13 protein-coding genes and 1 pseudogene are annotated in these 15,628 nt (G+C 62.4%); 7 read left to right on the top strand and 7 right to left on the bottom strand.

Annotation, left to right across the window (positions count from 1 at the left end; translation table 11 throughout):
• The first annotated feature begins 37 nt into the window (after positions 1-37).
• Complete coding sequence (gene hisD, locus C4Q27_RS06310) at positions 38-1,363, top strand: histidinol dehydrogenase (protein ID WP_064492416.1); 1,326 nt, start codon at positions 38-40, stop codon at positions 1,361-1,363.
• 2 nt (positions 1,364-1,365) lie between these two features.
• Complete coding sequence (gene hisC, locus C4Q27_RS06305) at positions 1,366-2,412, top strand: histidinol-phosphate transaminase (RefSeq protein ID WP_104886639.1); 1,047 nt, start codon at positions 1,366-1,368, stop codon at positions 2,410-2,412.
• An 826-nt stretch (positions 2,413-3,238) separates the two neighbouring features.
• Here hisC and C4Q27_RS06295 read toward each other — a convergent pair.
• A pseudogene (locus tag C4Q27_RS06295) lies at positions 3,239-4,422 on the bottom strand (alkaline phosphatase family protein).
• Between the two features lie 139 nt (positions 4,423-4,561).
• On the opposite strand from C4Q27_RS06295, the gene C4Q27_RS06290 reads away from it, so the two are divergent.
• The 4 genes from C4Q27_RS06290 (at position 4,562) to C4Q27_RS06275 (ending at position 7,426) form a co-directional block, all read left to right on the top strand.
• On the top strand, positions 4,562-5,212 hold the full coding sequence (locus tag C4Q27_RS06290) for a FadR/GntR family transcriptional regulator (RefSeq protein WP_010952159.1): 651 nt from the start codon (positions 4,562-4,564) through the stop codon (positions 5,210-5,212).
• A gap of 13 nt (positions 5,213-5,225) precedes the next feature.
• Positions 5,226-6,506: an MFS transporter gene (locus C4Q27_RS06285; RefSeq protein ID WP_064493186.1), complete on the top strand. Its 1,281-nt coding sequence runs from the start codon at positions 5,226-5,228 to the stop codon at positions 6,504-6,506.
• 109 nt (positions 6,507-6,615) lie between these two features.
• On the top strand, positions 6,616-7,092 hold the full coding sequence (locus C4Q27_RS06280; RefSeq protein WP_104886638.1) for a nuclear transport factor 2 family protein: 477 nt from the start codon (positions 6,616-6,618) through the stop codon (positions 7,090-7,092).
• Complete coding sequence (locus tag C4Q27_RS06275; protein ID WP_064493187.1) at positions 7,085-7,426, top strand: GIY-YIG nuclease family protein; 342 nt, start codon at positions 7,085-7,087, stop codon at positions 7,424-7,426. Before C4Q27_RS06280 ends, C4Q27_RS06275 begins: the two co-directional genes overlap by 8 nt.
• On the opposite strand, the gene yejK is transcribed toward C4Q27_RS06275, so the two are convergent.
• On the bottom strand, positions 7,374-8,381 hold the full coding sequence (yejK, locus tag C4Q27_RS06270) for a nucleoid-associated protein YejK (RefSeq protein ID WP_010952163.1): 1,008 nt from the start codon (positions 8,379-8,381) through the stop codon (positions 7,374-7,376). The two genes, C4Q27_RS06275 and yejK, sit on opposite strands and share 53 nt — an antisense overlap.
• Before the next feature lie 369 nt (positions 8,382-8,750).
• Here yejK and C4Q27_RS06265 point away from each other — a divergent pair, with 369 nt between their 5' ends.
• A complete protein-coding gene (locus tag C4Q27_RS06265; protein ID WP_003255106.1) occupies positions 8,751-9,032 on the top strand; it encodes an HU family DNA-binding protein in 282 nt (93 codons plus the stop codon).
• A 47-nt stretch (positions 9,033-9,079) separates the two neighbouring features.
• Here C4Q27_RS06265 and rlmF read toward each other — a convergent pair whose 3' ends face one another.
• The 5 genes from rlmF to C4Q27_RS06240 form a co-directional block, all read right to left on the bottom strand.
• On the bottom strand, positions 9,080-10,033 hold the full coding sequence (gene rlmF, locus C4Q27_RS06260) for a 23S rRNA (adenine(1618)-N(6))-methyltransferase RlmF (protein WP_104886637.1): 954 nt from the start codon (positions 10,031-10,033) through the stop codon (positions 9,080-9,082).
• Positions 10,034-10,211: 178 nt separating this feature from the next.
• Complete coding sequence (locus tag C4Q27_RS06255) at positions 10,212-13,058, bottom strand: valine--tRNA ligase (RefSeq protein WP_104886636.1); 2,847 nt, start codon at positions 13,056-13,058, stop codon at positions 10,212-10,214.
• A 179-nt stretch (positions 13,059-13,237) separates the two neighbouring features.
• On the bottom strand, positions 13,238-13,603 hold the full coding sequence (locus C4Q27_RS06250) for a hypothetical protein (RefSeq protein ID WP_003255102.1): 366 nt from the start codon (positions 13,601-13,603) through the stop codon (positions 13,238-13,240).
• Between the two features lie 5 nt (positions 13,604-13,608).
• Positions 13,609-14,037 carry a DNA polymerase III subunit chi gene (locus C4Q27_RS06245; RefSeq protein WP_010952168.1) on the bottom strand — a complete coding sequence of 143 codons (429 nt, stop codon included), beginning with the start codon at positions 14,035-14,037 and terminating at the stop codon, positions 13,609-13,611.
• 50 nt (positions 14,038-14,087) lie between these two features.
• Positions 14,088-15,581 carry a leucyl aminopeptidase gene (locus tag C4Q27_RS06240; RefSeq protein ID WP_104886635.1) on the bottom strand — a complete coding sequence of 498 codons (1,494 nt, stop codon included), beginning with the start codon at positions 15,579-15,581 and terminating at the stop codon, positions 14,088-14,090.
• Between the last annotated feature and the right edge of the window lie 47 nt (positions 15,582-15,628).

The raw sequence follows: 15,628 nt of genomic DNA, 5'->3' as shown, positions 1-15,628 counted from the left end.
GCGCCTGAGCATTCGCTAATATTACGAGGCCCTCGCCATGACCGTGTCCACTGCAATTGCCCGTCTCAACGCCGCTGATCCGGATTTCGCCCGACATCTGGATCATCTGCTGAGCTGGGAAAGTGTGTCCGATGACGCGGTCAATCAGCGCGTGCTCGACATCATCAAGGCCGTGCGTGAACGCGGTGATGCGGCGCTGGTGGAATTCACCCAGCGTTTCGATGGTGTTGACGCCAAGTCGATTGACGACCTGATCCTCAATCGCGCGCGCCTGGAACTGGCGCTGACCCGTATTACCCCGGTCCAGCGCGAGGCCCTGGAAAAGGCCGCCAACCGTGTGCGCATTTATCACGAGCGGCAGAAGCAGGATTCCTGGCAGTACACCGAGGCCGACGGCACCGTGCTCGGCCAGAAGGTCACCCCGCTGGACCGTGCTGGCCTGTATGTGCCGGGCGGCAAGGCGTCGTACCCGTCGTCGGTGCTGATGAACGCCATCCCGGCCAAGGTTGCCGGCGTGGCTGAAGTGGTGATGGTGGTGCCGACCCCGCGGGGTGAGGTCAACGAGCTGGTGCTGGCGGCTGCCTGCATCGCTGGTGTCGACCGGGTGTTCACCGTCGGTGGCGCTCAGGCCGTGGCTGCGCTGGCCTACGGGACTGAAAGCGTGCCGCAGGTGGACAAGATCGTCGGCCCGGGCAACATCTACGTTGCCACCGCCAAGCGCCACGTGTTCGGCCAGGTAGGCATTGACATGATCGCCGGCCCCTCGGAAATTCTCGTGGTGTGTGACGGCCAGACCGACCCGGACTGGATCGCCATGGACCTGTTCTCCCAGGCCGAGCACGACGAAGACGCCCAGGCCATCCTGGTCAGCCCGGATGCTGCTTTCCTCGATCGCGTGGCTGCCAGCATCGACAAGCTGATGCCGACCATGGAACGTGCCGATATCATCGAGAAGTCGATCAATGGCCGTGGTGCGCTGATCCAGGTACGTGACATGCAGCAGGCCATGGAAGTGGCCAACCGCATTGCACCGGAGCACCTGGAGCTGTCGGTGGCCGACCCGCAAGCCTGGCTGCCACACATTCGTCACGCTGGCGCGATCTTCATGGGCCGCCACACCAGCGAAGCGCTGGGCGATTACTGCGCTGGCCCTAACCACGTGCTGCCCACTTCAGGTACCGCGCGTTTTTCGTCGCCGCTGGGGGTGTATGACTTCCAGAAGCGTTCGTCGATCATCTTCTGCTCCGAACAGGGCGCGTCCGAACTGGGCCACACTGCCTCGGTCCTGGCCCGTGGCGAGTCGCTGACCGCCCACGCCCGCAGCGCTGAATACCGTATTTTGACCCAAGAGAAGGGGAACTGAGCATGAGTCGATTCTGGAGCCCCTTCGTCAAGGACCTGGTGCCTTACGTGCCGGGCGAGCAACCCAAGCTGGCCCGCCTGGTCAAGCTGAACACCAACGAAAACCCCTATGGCCCGTCGCCCAAGGCGCTGGAGGCCATGCGCGGCGAGCTGAACGATAACCTGCGCCTGTACCCGGACCCGAACGGTGACCGTCTCAAGCAAGCGGTGGCCGAGTACTACGGCGTGACCCCGGCGCAGGTGTTTGTCGGCAACGGCTCGGACGAGGTGCTGGCGCACATCTTCTACGGCCTGTTCCAGCACGATGCGCCGCTGCTGTTCCCGGACATCAGCTACAGCTTCTACCCGGTCTACTGTGGCCTGTACGGCATTGCCTTCGAACAGGTGGCGCTGGATGAGCAGTTCCAGATCCGCATTGAGGACTACAAAAAGCCCAACGCTGGCATCATCTTCCCCAACCCCAACGCGCCGACCGGTTGCCTGATGCCGTTGCAGGTGGTGGAGGAGTTGCTGCAGGCCAACCGTGATTCGGTGGTGGTGGTGGATGAGGCCTACATCGATTTCGGTGGTGAAACGGCGATCAGCCTGGTGGACCGCTACGATAACCTGCTGGTTACCCAGACGCTGTCGAAGTCGCGCTCGCTGGCGGGGCTGCGAGTTGGCCTGGCGGTGGGGCATCCGGACCTGATCGAGGCGTTGGAGCGGATCAAGAACAGCTTCAACTCCTATCCACTGGACCGTGCAGCTATCGTCGGCGCGGCGGTGGCGTTCGAAGACCGTGAGTACTTCGAGGAAACCTGCCGCAAGGTAATAGACAGCCGCGAGGTGTTGGTCGGTCAGCTGCAGGCCAAGGGCTTTGAGGTGCTGCCGTCGGCTGCCAACTTCATCTTCGCCCGCCACCCGCAGCAGGATGCCGGCGAGCTGGCGGCACGCTTGCGCGAGCAGGGCGTGATCGTGCGTCACTTCAAGCAGCCGCGTATTGCCCAGTTCCTGCGGATTACCATCGGTACGCCGGAAATGAACCAGGCGCTGCTGGATGCGTTGAGCTGACGTGTAGGGGCGGGTTTACCCGCGAATACGGTAGCGGCGGCAGCGGCGAACGGTCGGTGGAAATTGGCCAGCAGGCCCGGCCCATTCGCGGGTGAACCCGCTCCTACAACAGCCTGTGCGCGTCCATCGTAGGAGCGGGTTTACCCGCGAATACGGTAGCGGCGGCAACGGCGAACGGTCGGTTGAAATTGGCCAGCAGGCCCGGCCCATTCGCGGGTGAACCCGCTCCTACAACAGCCTGTGCGCGTCCATCGTAGGAGCGGGTGAACCCGCTCCTACAACAGCCTGTGCGCGTCCATCGTAGGAGCGGGTTTACCCGCGAATACGGTAGCGGCGGCAACGGTGAACGGCTGGTGAAATTGGCCAGCAGGCCCGGCCCATTCGCGGGTGAACCCGCTCCTACAACAGCCTGTGCGCGTCCATCGTAGGAGCGGGTTTACCCGCGAATACGGTAGCGGCGGCAACGGCGAACGGTCGGTGGAAATTGGCCCGCAGGCCCGGCCCTTTCGCGGGTGAACCCGCTCCTACAACAGCCTGTGCGCATCCAATGTAGGAGCGGGTTTACCCGCGAATACGGTAGCGGCGGCATCGGCGAACGGTCGGTGGAAATTGGCCAGCAGGCCCGGCCCATTCGCGGGTGAACCCGCTCCTACAACAGCCTGTGCGCGTCCAATGTAGGAGCGGGTTTACCCGCGAATACGGTAGCGGCGGCAACGGTGAATGGCGGGTGGTAATTGGCCAGCAGGTCCGGCCCTTTCGCGGGTGAGCCCGCTCCTACGGGGGGGCGGGCACTTGAGGTACGACAGAGCTGTTGCTTCCCAAGGGATTAATAGCGGCGGTCTTCGATTACAAACGGCTTGGCTGCCGGCCTGTTGCGCACTGCCGCCGGTGTACCATCCAGTACCAGTGCATAATCGTTCTGCTTGTCCATCCCCTCCGGATCGGTCCATTGCTCGTCTCTGGCCGCAACCTGGGCAACCACATGGCCGTTCTTGATAATGGTCAGATAACCCTTGGCGTTACTGTTCCAGCGTAGCCGTCCTTTGTTTTCATCTGCCCGCGCCTTGCGCACGCCGGTATCACCCAGTAAAGGCGTGCCGTCCAATAGCCATTCCGGCTGCAGCTTGAGGCCCATGTGGCGCAGCACCGTGGGCGCTACCGAGGTCTGCGCGGGAAGCCCGTACAGACCGCCGGGCCCAGGCATTTCCACAGGAATGCTCAGCTCGGTCAGTTCCTGATTCAACGGTTTGTTGCTGGCGATGAAGATGCTCTTTTCCTGCTCCGAAGCGCCGCCATGGCCTTTGCCCCAATAGTCCCGGCCATGGTTGGTACTGACGAGTACCAGCCAGTCTTCCTGTGGGAACATGCGACGCCGCTGGTCTACCTTGTCCAACAGCCGCCCGATCTCGCTGTCGGCCTTGCGCAACGCCTGCGCATAGCGCTCACCATAACCCCTGTGATGGCCAATCTGGTCAGGTTCGTCCAGTTGAATGAACGTGAAATCAGCGGGTGTGTCGCCGAGGATCTGCAACGTTCGTTCAATCACTTGTTCATCTGGCAGACCACTTTCGCGTACATCGGCGCCATGGGCGTCCTCCAGCAGAAATGCCGTGTTGATGGTCGACCAGTTGACGATGCTGGAGAGATAGGCATTGGGGTAGGCCAGGCGTAGCCGCTTGAACAGGCTAGGAAACGCCGGGTTTACCCGTTGCGAGTCGTCGTCCGATTCAACGCCATGCTTGTTGCTCCACACGCCGGTCAGCAAAGTGATCCAGCCTGGGCCACTCAAGGTGGGTTGCTCGCTGGCTTTACCATTGATCCCCCGGCGTAAGCCTTGCCGTAGTGCAGCCGCTGTTTCAGGTTGGTCGCATCGCCCAGTTGCAGGTACTGCTGCAATTGCACGCCGTCAAGGCCGATGAGCAAGGTTTTAGGGCGGCTCGGGTGCCGGGCCGGGTCACAGCCCGGCTGCAGGGCCAGGAACAGCAATAACAGCAAACTTGCCAGTCGCATGGGGTCGCATCCTTGAAAGCACGCAACGAGCGTTGCAACAAAGTGGCATGCCCACAACTGGCAGAAATACCAGGTGGTTTACCTCTTTGCCTGCAATCCAGTAAGCTGCATCAATTCGTCGGATGATTGGTTGAGTGGCATGAATACAGAGCTGACCAAGCGCTCCCTGGTGGAGTTGGCGGTAGAGCGCATGCGCGAATGCATCGTGCTGGGCGATTGGCAGGTCGGTCAGCGCCTGCCTACCGAGCCAGAGCTTGCCTTGCAGCTGGGCATCAGCCGCAACACCGTGCGTGAGGCCATGCGCGTGCTGGCGTTCAGTGGCCTGGTGGAAATTCGCCAGGGCGACGGCAGCTACCTGCGCACTGCCCAGGACCCGCTGCAGGCGGTGCACGCGATGTCCCGGTGTACGCCCGAGCAGGCCCGTGAAACCCGCCATATTCTCGAGGCGGAGGCCGTCGGGCTGGCGGCCTTGCGCCGTACCGATGCCGACCTGCAAGCGCTACGGGATGCCCTGGAAGGCAGTGCCGGGCATTTTCACGGCGATGTCGATGCCTATGTGGCCTGCGACCTGGTGTTCCACCAGCGGCTGGTCGATGCCGCCCACAACCCGGCATTAAGCGAGCTTTACCGTTACTTTTCCGGGGTCGTGGCTGCCGCGCTGCAACACAATATGGCCACCGTTCCGCGCTGCCAGGCCACGTTCGACTTGCATGGACAGATCCTCGACGCCATCGAGCAACGTGACGCTGAACGGGCCAAGCGCCTGACCCGTATCCTCATTGAATCCTGACACCGAGAAGGCCATGGCTGAATCCATCACCCGTAATTCCCCGTCGAACGAGCGGGATCTCGATGAGCTGCTGATCGACGCTGAAGCTGACGACGAACAGGTCCAGCAGCAGGCTGTGGTGTTGCGGCGGCCCTGGCTGTTGCTGCTGGGCCTGGTGCTGGTGGCCTTGAACCTGCGCCCGGCATTGTCGAGCATGGCGCCGGTGCTGGGCCAAGTATCTGAAGGCTTGGGGCTGAATGCTTCACAGGCTGGCTTGCTGACCACCTTGCCGGTGCTCTGCCTGGGCCTGTTTGCTCCCTTGGCGCCGTTGCTGGCGCGGCGCTTTGGCAGCGAGCGGGTGATTCTTGGCATCCTCCTCACTCTGGCACTTGGCCTTGTGGTACGAAGTACCTTTGGGGCAATCGGGGTGTTCCTCGGCAGCCTGATGGCGGGGGCCAGCATCGGCATTATCGGCGTATTGTTACCCGGTATCGTCAAGCGCGACTTTCCACAGCACGCTGGCACGCTGACCGGTGTATACACCATGGCGTTATGCCTGGGCGCGGCCATGGCCGCAGGTGCCACCGTACCTTTGGCCCAGCATTTCGACGGCAGCTGGGCACTGGGGTTGGGCTTCTGGGTGCTGCCGGCTTTGCTGGCCATGCTGGTGTGGCTGCCACAGGCCCGTCAGGGGCATGGCCTGCACAAGGTGGCCTATCGCGTGCGAGGCTTGTGGCGTGACCCACTGGCCTGGCAGGTGACCCTGTATATGGGCCTGCAGTCATCACTGGCTTACATCGTGTTCGGTTGGTTGCCATCGATCCTGATCGGCCGCGGCCTCACCCCGACCGAGGCAGGGTTGGTGCTGTCAGGGTCGGTAATCGTGCAGTTGATCAGCTCGCTCAGCGCCCCCTGGTTGGCCACCCGCGGCAAGGACCAGCGGCTGGCAATCGTGGTGGTCATGTCGGGCACGCTGGCGGGGCTGTTCGGTTGCCTGTATGCGCCACTGTCCGGACTGTGGGGGTGGGCCATTGTGCTGGGCCTGGGGCAGGGCGGTACCTTTGCCCTGGCGCTGACCTTGATCGTGCTGCGCTCGAAGGACGCCCACGTGGCGGCGAACTTGTCGAGCATGGCCCAAGGGGTGGGTTATACCCTGGCCTCGATGGGGCCTTTTGCGGTAGGGCTGGTGCATGACCTGACCGGCGGCTGGACGGCACTGGGTTGGATTTTTGCGGTGCTGGGCGTTGGCGCCGTGGTGTTCGGGCTGGGTGCCGGGCGGGCGCTGCATGTGCAGGTGACCTGCGAAAAAGTCTGAGGCCTGTTTTAGCAGTCCCGTCCTCGTGCCTGCCAAGAGGGCGGGACTGGCATAAGCCACCGGGGCAGATTATCGTGCAGTTTTCGAACCTAGGACGGACCAGCCCCCAATGAGCGATGCCAACCGCGCCCTGATCACCCGTTTCTACCAGGCTTTCCAGCGCCTGGATGCCGACGCCATGCTGGCCTGCTACAACAACGATATCGTTTTCAGCGACCCGGTGTTCGGCACCCTGCGCGGCAAGGACGCAGGCGATATGTGGCGGATGCTCACCACCCGCGCCAAGAACTTCACCCTGACATTCGACAGCATACGCGCAGATGAGCACAGTGGCAGCGCGCACTGGGTGGCTACCTACCTGTTCAGCCAGACCGGCCGTGTTGTGGTCAACGATATCCAGGCACGCTTTGTCATTCGTGATGGGCTGATTTGCCAGCATGACGACACCTTTGACCTGTGGCGCTGGTCGCGGCAAGCGTTGGGTGTTCCTGGAATGCTGCTGGGGTGGTCGCCGCTGATGCAGAACAAGGTCCGCCTGCAGGCATTCAAGGGGTTGCGCGCATTCCAGCAGGCCCAGGGTGAGTGAAGTCGTCGAACCTGCCGTTGGTAAGCCCTGGTTTGTCTATCTGGTAAGGGCTGCCAATGGCTCGTTGTATTGCGGCATCAGCGATGACCCGCAGCGTCGGTTCGCCGCGCATCAGAAAGGGCAGGGCGCCCGCTATTTCAAGACCAGCCCGGCCCAGGCGCTGGTGTATGTGGAGCAGTGGCCGGACAAGAGCGCGGCCCTGCGCCAGGAGCGGTTGGTGAAACGGCTGCGCAAGTCGGCGAAGGAGGCACTGGTGGCCTCCTTTGGCGGCTTGGGCGAAATCAGTCCTTGCGCCGCTTCAGCTGATCCACCAAGGTTGTCGGCAGCCCCTTGATGATCAAGGTCCCCGCCGCTTCGTCATACTCCACCTTGTCCCCCAGCAGATGTGCCTCGAAGCTGATCGACAGCCCCTCGGCACGCCCGGTGAAACGGCGGAACTGGTTGAGGGTGCGTTTGTCAGCAGGAATTTCCGGCGACAGGCCGTAGTCCTTGTTGCGGATGTGGTCGTAGAACGCTTTGGGGCGGTCTTCGTCGATCAGGCTGGACAGCTCTTCGAGCGTCACCGGCTCGCCCAGCTTGGTCTGGGTGGTGGCGTACTCGACCAGGGTCTGGGTCTTTTCGCGGGCGGATTCTTCCGGCAGGTCTTCGCTTTCGACGAAATCGCTGAAGGCCTTGAGCAGGGTGCGGGTTTCGCCCGGGCCGTCGACGCCTTCCTGGCAGCCGATGAAGTCGCGGAAGTAATCCGATACCTTCTTGCCGTTCTTGCCCTTGATGAACGAAATATACTGCCTGGAGTTCTGGTTGTTCTTCCACTCCGACAGGTTGATGCGTGCTGCCAGGTGCAGCTGGCCAAGGTCGAGGTGACGGGAAGGGGTCACGTCGAGCTGGGCATTCACCGCCACGCCTTCGCTATGGTGCAGCAGGGCGATCGCCAGGTACTCGGTCATGCCTTGCTGATAGTGGGCAAACAGGATGTGGCCGCCGGTGGACAGGTTGGACTCTTCCATCAGCTTCTGCAGATGCTCGACAGCCACGCGGCTGAAGGCGGTGAAGTCTTTTTCTTCATCCAGGTACTGCTTCAGCCAGCCGCTCAGCGGGTAGGCGCCCGATTCGCCGTGGAAAAAGCCCCAGGCCTTGCCTTGCTTGGCGTTGTAGCTGTCATTGAGGTCGGCCAGGAGGTTTTCGATGGCATCGGAGGCAGCCAGTTCGGAGTCGCGAGCATGCAGTACGGCGGGGCTGCCATCGGGCTTTTTGTCGATCAGGTGAACGATGCAATGACGGATTGGCATGGAATTCTCGGCGAGCTGCAAAAGTTGCCAAGTTTAACCTAGACCTGAGGTGATGCAGTGGCCGTATGTTGGCAGATATGTCGGTTGTTCGTTTTTTGTTCAATTTTCTGTGTTTTCAGCTGAAACCCCCGAAAAACCTGCATTTAATCAAAGTGCGAAGCGGATATTTATCCATTCATGTGGTAGTTTTGCGCGGTCTTGCGCCCCTCGTGTGCGCATTGCTGGCAGCAAGCTTTCGTCGTGTCGAACCAAACGCCGATTTTCGTATCTACATACGCAATTGGCGCGGCCCTCCATTTCAAGGGGCTGGCCCGATAACGTCGTAGTCCGCTGCTTAACCATCGAATTTGATAGGGAAGGAACACCACCATGGCATTGACCAAAGACCAACTGATTGCCGACATCGCCGAATCGATCGCCGCGCCAAAAGCCACCGCCAAGAACGCTCTGGAGCAACTGGGCCAGATCGTTGCTGACCAACTGGAAAACGGCGCTGAAATCACTCTGCCAGGCATCGGCAAGCTGAAAGTCTCCGAGCGTCCTGCCCGTACCGGCCGCAACCCTTCGACTGGCGCTGCCATCGAAATCGCTGCCAAGAAAGTCGTCAAGTTCGTTCCAGCCAAAGTGCTGACCGACGCCATCAACAAGTAATTGTTGCTTTGACGAAACCGCGCCCGGCTTGCCCGGGCGCGGTTTTTTCATGCCTGTGATTTACGCTGGGCGTGCCAGGCCTGGCGTGCGGCGTCGTCAAGGAAGCTCCAGGCGACCATGCGGCTCTGTTTCTGCCCCTGGCCCATCTCAATGATGCGTACGGCCTTGGCGCCGGACTTCTTCAACGCGGCTTCGATGCCCGGCAGGTTGCTGGCCTTGGACACCAGGCTGGTGAACCAAAGTACCCGTTCGGCGTACTGCACGCTTTCGCCGATCAGCTGGGTGACAAAGCGGATTTCGCCACCCTCGCACCACAGTTCATTGTTCTGGCCACCGAAGTTCAGCACGGGCAGCTTGCGTTTGGGATCCTGTTTGCCGAGGTTCTTCCATTTGCGCTGGCTGCCGCGGGTGGCTTCGTCGCGTGAGGCATGGAAGGGCGGGTTGCACAGGGTCAGGTCGAAGCGTTCGCCCTCCTGCAGCAGGCCGCTGAGGATGTGCGCTCGGTTGGCCTGCTGGCGCAGGGTAATGGCTTTGCCCAGGCCATTGGCCTGGACGATAGCCTTGGCCGAGGCCAGCGCCACCGGGTCGATGTCCGAGCCGAGGAAGCGCCAGCGGTAGTCACTGTAGCCCAGCAGTGGATAGATGCAGTTGGCCCCCACGCCGATGTCCAGCGCGCGCACTGGCGCGCCCCTTGGGACGTCGCCGGCATTGTCATCGGCCAACAGATCGGCGGCTACATGGATGTAGTCGGCACGGCCAGGAATGGGCGGGCACAGGTAATCGGCTGGGATGTCCCAGTGCTGGATGCCGTACTGGGCCTTGAGCAGTGCACGGTTGAACACGCGGACGGCTTCGGGGTTGGCAAAGTCGATGCTGGGCTTGCCGTGGGGGTTGGTGATGGTGAAACGGGCCAGATCAGGGTGGGCCTTGATCAGGCTGGGGAAGTCGTAGCGACCCTGGTGGCGGTTGCGCGGGTGCAGGGTGGGTTTGTTCGGGGTCATGGCAGTGTCCAGCCCTATACGAGCGGTGGCTTGAAGACCCTGGGGCTGCTACGCAGCCCTTTCGCGACACAAGGCCGCTCCCACAGGGTGGTGGCGCCTTGAAGGTTGGCGCCGTCCTGTGGGAGCGGCCTTGTGTCGCGAAAGGGCCGTGCAGCGGCCCCAACGGTCTCTCTAGTGATTACAGCGCTGCAATCCGCGCATGCTGCTCGGTGAAGTTGGCCAGGGCCTGTTCGGACTCGGCCAGCTTGGCGCGTTCCTTCTCGATCACCGCAGGCGGGGCCTTGTCGACGAAGGCTGCGTTGGACAGCTTGCCGCCAACACGTTGCACTTCACCTTGCAGACGCTGGATTTCCTTGTTCAGGCGCGCCAGCTCGGCATCCTTGTCGATCAGCCCGGCCATTGGCACCAGCACTTGCAGGTCACCCACCAGGGCGGTAGCGGACAGCGGCGCTTCGTCGGCATCACCCAGTACGGTGAACGACTCGACCTTGGCCAGCTTCTTCAGCAGCGCTTCGTTTTCCTGCAGTCGGCGCTGGTCGTCGGCATTGGCGTTCTTCAGGAACAGCGGCAGTGGCTTGCCGGGGCCGATGTTCATTTCGGCGCGGATATTGCGCAGGCCGACCATCAACTCTTTCAGCCACTCGATGTCGCCTTCGGCAGCGGCGTCAATGCGCGCTTCGTTGGCCACTGGCCATGGCTGCAGCATGATGGTCTTGCCGTCGATGCCGGCCAGCGGCGCGATGCGCTGCCAGATTTCTTCGGTGATGAACGGCATGAACGGATGCGCAAGACGCAGTGCCACTTCCAGTACGCGCACCAGGGTGCGGCGGGTGCCGCGGGCGCGCTCTACCGGGGCGTTTTCGTCCCACAGTACCGGTTTGGACAGCTCCAGGTACCAGTCGCAGTACTGGTTCCAGATGAACTCGTACAGCGCCTGGCTGGCCAGGTCGAAGCGGAACTGCTCCAGCTGGCGGGTTACTTCGGCTTCGGTACGCTGAAGCTGCGAGATGATCCAGCGGTCGGCCAGCGACAGCTCGTAGGCTTCGCCGTTCTGGCCGCAGTCTTCGCCCTTGTCCAGCACGTAGCGGGCAGCGTTCCAGATCTTGTTGCAGAAGTTGCGGTAGCCTTCGACGCGGCCCATGTCGAACTTGATGTCGCGGCCTGTCGAGGCCAGCGAGCAGAAGGTGAAGCGCAGGGCGTCGGTGCCGTAGCTGGCAATACCTTCGGGGAACTCGGCCTTGGTCTGCTTGGCGATCTTCTCGGCAAGCTTGGGCTGCATCATGCCGCTGGTGCGTTTTTCCAGCAGGGCGTCGAGGGTGATGCCGTCGACGATGTCCAGCGGGTCCAGCACGTTGCCCTTGGACTTGGACATCTTCTGGCCTTGGCCATCACGTACCAGGCCGTGCACGTACACGGTCTTGAACGGTACCTGCGGGGTGCCGTCTTCGTTCTTGATCAGGTGCATGGTCAGCATGATCATGCGCGCAACCCAGAAGAAGATGATGTCGAAGCCAGTCACCAGCACGTCGGTGGAGTGGAACTTCTTGAGGAATTCGGTCTGTTCCGGCCAGCCCAGGGTGGAGAATGTCCACAGGCCCGAGCTGAACCAGGTGTCGAGTACGTCGTCATCCTGACGCAGGACCACGTCGGCGCCCAGCTTGTGCTTGGTGCGCACTTCTTCCTCGTTGCGGCCAACGTAGACCTGGCCGGCCTCGTCGTACCACGCAGGAATGCGATGGCCCCACCACAGCTGGCGGCTGATGCACCAGTCCTGGATATCGCGCATCCAGGAGAAGTACATGTTCTCGTATTGCTTGGGCACGAACTGGATGCGGCCATCTTCCACGGCGGCGATGGCAGGCTCTGCCAGCGGCTTGGTGGAAACGTACCACTGGTCGGTCAGCCACGGCTCGATGACCGTGCCGGAGCGGTCGCCTTTCGGCACTTTCAGGGCGTGGTCGTCGATGCTGACCAGCAGGCCCTGGGCGTCCAGGTCGGCGACGATCTGCTTGCGCGCGACAAAGCGGTCAAGGTTGGCGTACTGGGCCGGCAGTCGGGTGTCGACCTGCTCGTTAACGCTGCCGTCGAGGTTGAAGGCCTGGGCGCTGGCCAGCACGAAGGCGTTCTTGTCGAAGATGTTCAGCAGCGGCAGGTTGTGACGCTTGCCGACTTCGTAGTCGTTGAAGTCGTGGGCCGGTGTGATCTTCACGCAACCGGTACCGAACTCGGGGTCGCAGTAGTCATCGGCGATGATCGGGATGCGGCGGCCGACCAACGGCAGTTCGACGAATTTGCCGATCAGTGCCTGATAGCGTTCGTCGTTCGGGTTGACTGCCACGGCAGCGTCACCCAGCAGGGTTTCCGGACGCGTGGTGGCAACTACCAGGTAGTCCTGGCCTTCGGCGGTCTTGGCGCCGTCGGCCAGCGGGTAGCGCAGGTTCCACAGGTGGCCTTTCTCGTCGTGGTTTTCCACTTCGAGGTCGGAGATGGCCGTGTGCAGCTTGGTGTCCCAGTTGACCAGGCGCTTGCCGCGGTAGATAAGGCCGTCTTCATGCAGGCGCACGAACGCTTCTTTTACCGCTTCGGAGAGGCCGTCGTCCATGGTGAAGCGCTCGCGGCTCCAGTCAACCGACGAGCCCAGGCGGCGAATCTGGCGGCTGATGTTGCCACCGGACTGATCCTTCCATTCCCAGACTTTTTCCAGGAACTTTTCGCGGCCCAGGTCATGACGGTTCTGGCCTTTGGCTTCAAGTTGGCGCTCGACCAGCATCTGCGTGGCGATACCCGCGTGATCGGTGCCTGGCTGCCACAGGGTGTCGCGGCCTTGCATGCGGCGGAAACGGATCAGGGCGTCCATGATCGCGTTGTTGAACCCGTGGCCCATGTGCAGGCTGCCGGTTACGTTCGGCGGCGGGATCATGATGGTGTAGGACTCGCCTGCACCTTGTGGAGCGAAATAGTTTTCGGACTCCCAGGTGTTGTACCAGGAAGTTTCGATTGCGTGCGGCTGGTAGGTCTTATCCATGCGCGGCGGGACCCTGTGCATTTATTCGGGAAAGCCGGGAAGTATAACCAAGCTGGGGGCCGCAGGCGACAAGCTGCTGACAACTGTCGGAACAGTGTCGCCTGTTTCGCGGGCAAAGCGTAGGCTTCGAACCTGTGGGAGCGGGCGCGCCCGCGAAGCAGGCGACACCGTTGCCGGTTCTACTCGGAACGCTTGATCAGCCGCTCGATCCGCGCATCCAGCCGGCGCTTGATTTCGTTCTCGATATGCGGGGTAAAGTCGTTGATCACGTCCTGCATGATCATCTGCGCTGCGGCGCGCAGCTCGCTTTCCAGGTGCAGCAGGGTGTCCTGGCGGCGGGTCTGCGGGTCGTCCTCGGGTTCGGCAGCTACCGGTTCGGCGGGCGCCGCGGGGTCGCTGGCGGCTTCGTCCAGCAGCAACGGAATCTGCTCTACCGTCTCGGTGAGCAGTGGCGGTTGCAGGTCGGCGTCGCCAAGCAGCTGACGGATCGACTCGAGGTCATCGAGCAGATGGGCGGAATCGGGCAAAGGGGAGGGCTTGTCCATCGTCGTCAAAGTCGCTGTAAGCGGTGGTCTTGCAGAGCATAGCCCTGTTCGCGGTAGAAACGGAATCGCTCACGGGCTGATTGGCGGATAGCCGGCTCTTCAACAACGATTTCGGCCACCCGCTCGAACTGCCCGACAAAGCCCGGCACGCTGGCGCCGAGGTTGATCAGCAGACCGTGGTGCTCGCCGGCGTTGTCAGCCAGGCCCAGAACCACGTCAGCATCGGCATGCACCTCGGCGAGGTCGTGGGGCACGAAGGCCTCGCCCTTGAAGCGCCACAGGCGTTGGTCCAGTTCACTGCGCTGTTCGGCATCCTGGCAGTGCAGATAGACCCGGTGGCCGAGGCGCCAGGCCTTCTCGCACAGCTTGCAGGCGAAATCGAGCCGCGCCGACAGCGAGTCGGTGGGCAGAATGTAGAAGTCGACTTTGCTCATGGTGGGAATCGCCGGCCGGTGGCGCGCAAGGCACCACCGGCTTCACGGCTTCAGGCGCCAGCGCGGTCCAGCAGGTACTGGGTCAGCAGAGGTACCGGGCGGCCAGTGGCGCCTTTGTCCTTGCCGCCACTGACCCAGGCGGTACCGGCAATGTCCATGTGCGCCCAGTTGTAGGCTTTTGCGAAGCGCGACAGGAAGCAACCCGCGGTGATCGTACCGGCCTTCGGCCCACCGATGTTGCCCATGTCGGCGAACGGGCTGTCCAGTTGCTCCTGGTATTCCTCGAACAGCGGCAACTGCCAGGCACGGTCGTCGGCGCGCTTGCCGGCATCGAGCAACTGCCCGACCAGGTCGTCGTTATTGCCCATCAGGCCGGAGGTGTGGCTGCCCAGGGCGACGATGCAGGCGCCGGTCAGGGTGGCGATGTCGATGACCGCCTGCGGCTTGAAGCGCTCGGCGTAGGTCAGGGTGTCGCACAGCACCAGACGGCCTTCAGCGTCGGTGTTGAGGATTTCCACGGTCTGGCCGCTCATGGTGGTGACGATGTCACCTGGGCGGGTGGCACCGCCGCTTGGCATGTTCTCGGCGCAGGCCAGCAGGCACACCAGGTTGATCGGCAGTTGCAGCTCGAGCACTGCACGCAGGGTGCCGAACACGCTGGCGGCGCCGCACATGTCGTACTTCATTTCATCCATGCCGGCGCCTGGCTTGAGGCTGATGCCGCCGGTGTCGAAGGTAATGCCTTTACCCACCAGCACGAATGGCTTGTCGGCCTTTTTGCCGCCCTGGTAATTGAGCACGATCAGGCGTGGCGGCTGGTCGCTGCCCTGGCCCACGGCGTAGAACGCGCCCATGCCCAGGTCCTTGATCTTTTTCTCGTCCAGCACTTCAACCTTGAGGGCCTTGTGCGCCTTGCCCAGCTCCTTGGCCTGTTCGGCCAGGTAGCTTGGGTGGCAAAGGTTGGGCGGCAGGTTGCCGAGGTTGCGGGTGAAGGCCATGCCGCTGGCGATGGCGCTGGCATGCTTGATCGCACGCTCGACTTCGGCCTGGCCGGCTTTGTCGGCCAGCAGGGTGACCTTTTTCAGCGCGCGCGGCTCTGCTTTCTGGCTCTTGAAACGGTCGAACACATATTCGCCGTCCAGCAGGGTTTCGGCCAGCAGGCGGTACTTGCCGTAATGGGCGTCGCGGTTGCTGACCGCGATATCGTCCAGGGCCAGTACTGCGTCAGCGCCGTTCAGGCCCTTGAGCACGCCAGCGACACTGGCCACCAGTTTGCGCCAGGCGCGGTCGCCCAGGGCTTCTTCCTTGCCGCTGCCCACCAGCAGCACGCGCTCGGCCTTCAGGCCCGGAAGGTTCTGTAGCAGCAGGGTCTGGCCCGGCTTGCCGGCCAGGTCGCCGCGCTTGAGCACGGCGCTGATGGCGCCTTCGCAGGCCTGGTCGACAGCCTGGGCAACAGCGCCGAGCTTGCGGTTTTCACCTACCGGAAGGACCAGTGTGGCGGTTTTTACGGATGCAGCAGCTACGCTTTTTACAACCAGTTCCATGTCAGGATCCCCGAATGATCGATACGTATGGCGCTGTGTGTTCCAGC

Source organism: Pseudomonas sp. SWI36, from assembly GCF_002948105.1.
GTDB lineage: Bacteria > Pseudomonadota > Gammaproteobacteria > Pseudomonadales > Pseudomonadaceae > Aquipseudomonas > Aquipseudomonas alloputida.
The sequence above is the reverse complement of the archived record's forward strand: the minus strand, read 5'-3'. Positions and strand labels throughout refer to the sequence as shown.